This window comes from Longimicrobium sp., assembly GCF_036280135.1.
In the GTDB taxonomy this organism is placed as follows: domain Bacteria; phylum Gemmatimonadota; class Gemmatimonadetes; order Longimicrobiales; family Longimicrobiaceae; genus Longimicrobium.
In genome coordinates, this window is record NZ_DASURI010000985.1 from 1 (window position 1) to 3,488 (window position 3,488).

Consider the following 3,488-nt stretch of genomic DNA (forward strand, 5'->3'; position numbering starts at 1 on the left):
GAAGGTCAGCTTCATGGCACGTGGTGAAATCAGATGGATGCGTCGTTCCCGGGTGGGGCTCTCCCCCATGGGCCCTCACCCGCTCGCGTAGGCTCGCACCCTCTCCCGCAAACTGCGCGGGAGAGGGTATACACTTCCAACAGGCCCCGGCGCGCAGCGCGGGCCACGTGCTCCGGTCGTTTGAAGCCTCACGCAGTTTGTGAGGCTTTCCGCCGTTGTTGCGGCGGCTTCAGCCGCTCAGGCTGGGGCTCGGCGTCTGCAGCCCGGTCGCCCTCACGCCGTCCCGTGCGCGGCGGCGGGCGGCTGCGGGGCCATCGTCACGAAGTCGTACGGGGGCCAGGGGCCCGTCAGGTCCAGGCCCAGCGCGCTGTTCAGCCGCGCCAGCACCTCCAGGCGGTCCTGGAACGCGGCGGACGACGACCGGTTCACGAGGAACGCGGCGCTCAACACGCGACCGCTCACCTGCGGCAGCGTGTTGGCCGCCACGGCGATGCGCCGCAGTTCCGCGTAGATGTGCGTGGCCAGGTCCAGCGCCAGCTGCGGGCTGAACCCCGCATCGACCACGTCCACGTGCAGCCGGAACTCCCACCGCCCCGCCACCCGCTCCAGCGCCCCGCTGAGCCCCGCGTGCGACTCGGTGAGGAACGCGCGCACGGCATCGAACGAGTCGAACACGACGCCCACCGGCGCGGGGACCACGTCGCCGCGCAGGAGGGCGCGGTGCACCTCCCAGTGCCGCGCGGCCACCTGCTCCGGGTTGGCGTCGTGGCCCGGCTCGGCCGCGGGAGCCACGAGCGCGGCCAGCCCCGCCTCCGCGACGAGCTCCACGCCCAGCGCGGGGTCCGCCGCGTCCCACGCGACGTCGTCGTGCGAGGCGCGCATCACGGCCAGCAACGTCCAGCCGTGCGCCGGCGCCTTGCGCGGCAGGGGGATGGGCTCGGCGGACATCAGGCGAAGCGCGGGTCGGACAGCAAGGCGTAGACCTCCGTCTGCGGCTCGGGGGTCGTGACCTCCGGCCCGTCCGGCCCCATGAAGACGTTCACCTCCGAGCGGAATCCCACGTCGCCGGGAAGGTAGATGCCGGGCTCGATGCTGAAGCCCACGCCGGGGATGAGCCGGCGCGTGTCGCGCGACTCCAGGTTGTCGATGTTGGGCCCGGAACCGTGCAGCTCGCGGTCGATGGAGTGGCCCGTGCGGTGGATGAAGTACTCGCCCCAGCCGCGCTCCGCGATCACCCCGCGCGAGGCATCATCCGCCTCCCACCCCGCCACGTCCTCGCCCGCGGCGTGGCGCCGGCGGACGAGGTCGATGGCGGCCAGCCGCGCGTCGCGCACGGCGGCGAAGATCTCCGCCAGCCGCTCCGGCACCGTCTCGCCCGCGAAGCCCATCCACGTCTGGTCGGCGTAGATGGACGCGTCGTCCTCCTTGCCCCACAGATCGATGAGCACCAGGTCGCCCGGGTGGATCTCGGCGTGGTGCTCGGCGGAGGGCGCGTAGTGCGGGTTGGCGGCGTTGCCGTTCACGCCCACGATGGCGTCGCCGCCCACGCGGATGCCGCGCCGGGCAAAGTCGTCCTTGATCCAGCTCCGGATCTCCCACTCCGTCGTCGTCCGCCCCTCGCGCAGGGCCCGGGCGATCTGCCGGAAGGCCTCGTGCGCCACCTCGTACACGTGGCGGGCGGCCCGGCGGTGGCTGGCCTCGCCCTCGGCGCTCCAGCGGGCGTAGAACGCGCTCACCATATCGGCGGAGGTCACCACCTTGGCCCCCGTGGCGCGCACCATCTCGATGACGCCGGCGGGGACACGGTCCACGTAGGGCACGGCGTCGCGCTCGGCATACTCCATCGCCACCTTCGGATTCCCGCCCAGCAGCTGCGCCAGCCGCGACTCCAGCTCGCGCCACGACGAGTACGGCCAGTTCTCGCCGATCCACGTGGTCCACGGCTGCTGCTCGATGCGGTGCGTGATGGCCACGGGCGCGCCCTCGGCCGGCAGCCACACGAACCAGCGCCGCGTCATGGCCGGCAGGCCCAGGAGGTTGCTGGCGACGGCGTTGGAGCCCTGGAAGTTGAACAGCAGCCATCCGTCGGCGCCGTGCGCGCGCACTTCCTGGCGGATGCGCTCCACGGTCTCGGCGGTCAGCGTCGCGGTCTGCTCGGTAACGGCCATCCTGGTTCATCCACGGTGCGGGCCGCCCTCACGGGCTGGTGAGGTCCTGCGGCCACTTGGTTCCCTTGATCAGCGAAAGTCCCAGCACGCGCTCGCGGGTGAGCAGGCGGTGGATCTCCCGCTCGCGGATCACGGCGCCCTTTACGCCCTTCCACCCCCAGCGCTTCCACGCGCGCAGCAGGATGGCCACGCGCTCGCGGAGCGTGAAGATCTCGGAGAAGTCGGGGAACGGCGCGCCGCCCGCCGCCGCCGCGGGGCGAAACGGGGACGGCGCGTCGCTCCAGTCTTCCACGGCCAGGTCCACCACGCCGGCGTCGCGCAGCAGCTGCTTCCATTCCACGAGGATCATGGGGCGGGCGCCCAGGTGCTGCACCAGGATCTCGCGGCGCGTGGGGTCCACGTTCCCCGTCCAGATGAGCTGCACGAGCACCACGCAGCCGTACGGCCGCGTCACCCGCGCCAGCTCGCTCACGGCCCGCGCGGGGTCGGCGGACGCCGCCAGGCCGATCTCGCCGATGGCGACGTCGAAGGTGCCGTCGCGGTACGGAAGGTCGTCCAGCGAGGCCGTCTCGAAGGTGAAGGTGCCCTCGAGCCCCTCCTCGCGGCTGCGCTCCGCCGCCTGCTGCACGAGCACGGGGTCGCTGTCCACGCCCATGCCGCTTACGCCGAACGAGCGGGCCAGGTACAGCGAGCTCACGCCCCGTCCGCAGGCGGCGTCGAGCACCTCGTTGCCCTCCCGGAGCTCCGTGAGCCGCGCGATCTGCCGGTACAGGTCTTCGCCCCCGGGGGGAAAGACGACGTCCCGGCTGAGCCGCACCAGGTCCAGCATGGACGGCCCGCCTTCCCGGGGCGGCGGCGGAAGGGGCAGATCGCCCGCGTCAGTCGGCATGCGGGAAAGTATAGAGGCGCCCCCGTGGAGCCGCCAGCGGGGAGAGAAGTGCCAAGTGCCAAGTGCCAAGTGCCGAGTACCAAGTGCCGAGTGAAGGAAAAGGCCGGCGGATGCGCATCCCCAGCCGGAGCGAATGAATTCGCCGCTGGAGATTCGCGAAGTCCGCCTGCGCGGACTGCCCCAGCACGGGCCGATCGACCTGCACCGGGACGGCGGCCGGTCGGTTGAAGCCTCGTTCGCAGAGCGCGTCAGCGCGAGACGGGGCTTACCGCGGTCCCAGCGGCGGGTTTACCCGCTCCGTCTCGACGCCCGCCCCGCCGCGCCTGAAATCCGCACACACACATCCACGAACGACGAAGGGGCCGGCGGATGTGCATCCGCCGCCCCCTTCGTTGTTGTTACTTTCGCACTTTCGCACTCCCGCACTTTCG

The 3,488-nt window shown here is 72.0% G+C and carries 3 protein-coding genes; all 3 read right to left on the reverse strand.

What is annotated here, in order from left to right:
• Positions 1-273 precede the first annotated feature (273 nt).
• Genes VFZ20_RS31720 through VFZ20_RS31730 form a run of 3 tightly spaced genes read right to left on the reverse strand, consistent with a single transcriptional unit; the run spans position 274 to position 3,057 of the window.
• Positions 274-948, reverse strand: a complete 675-nt coding sequence (locus VFZ20_RS31720; protein WP_329687990.1) for a GvpL/GvpF family gas vesicle protein — start codon at positions 946-948, stop codon at positions 274-276.
• The gene (locus VFZ20_RS31725) at positions 948-2,168 is read right to left on the reverse strand and encodes a Xaa-Pro peptidase family protein (protein ID WP_329687991.1); all 1,221 of its coding nucleotides are present in this window, start codon (positions 2,166-2,168) and stop codon (positions 948-950) included. Before VFZ20_RS31725 ends, VFZ20_RS31720 begins: the two co-directional genes overlap by 1 nt.
• A gap of 28 nt (positions 2,169-2,196) precedes the next feature.
• Positions 2,197-3,057 (reverse strand): class I SAM-dependent methyltransferase, encoded by an 861-nt coding sequence (locus VFZ20_RS31730; RefSeq protein WP_329687992.1) that lies wholly within the window; start codon positions 3,055-3,057, stop codon positions 2,197-2,199.
• Positions 3,058-3,488 lie beyond the last annotated feature (431 nt).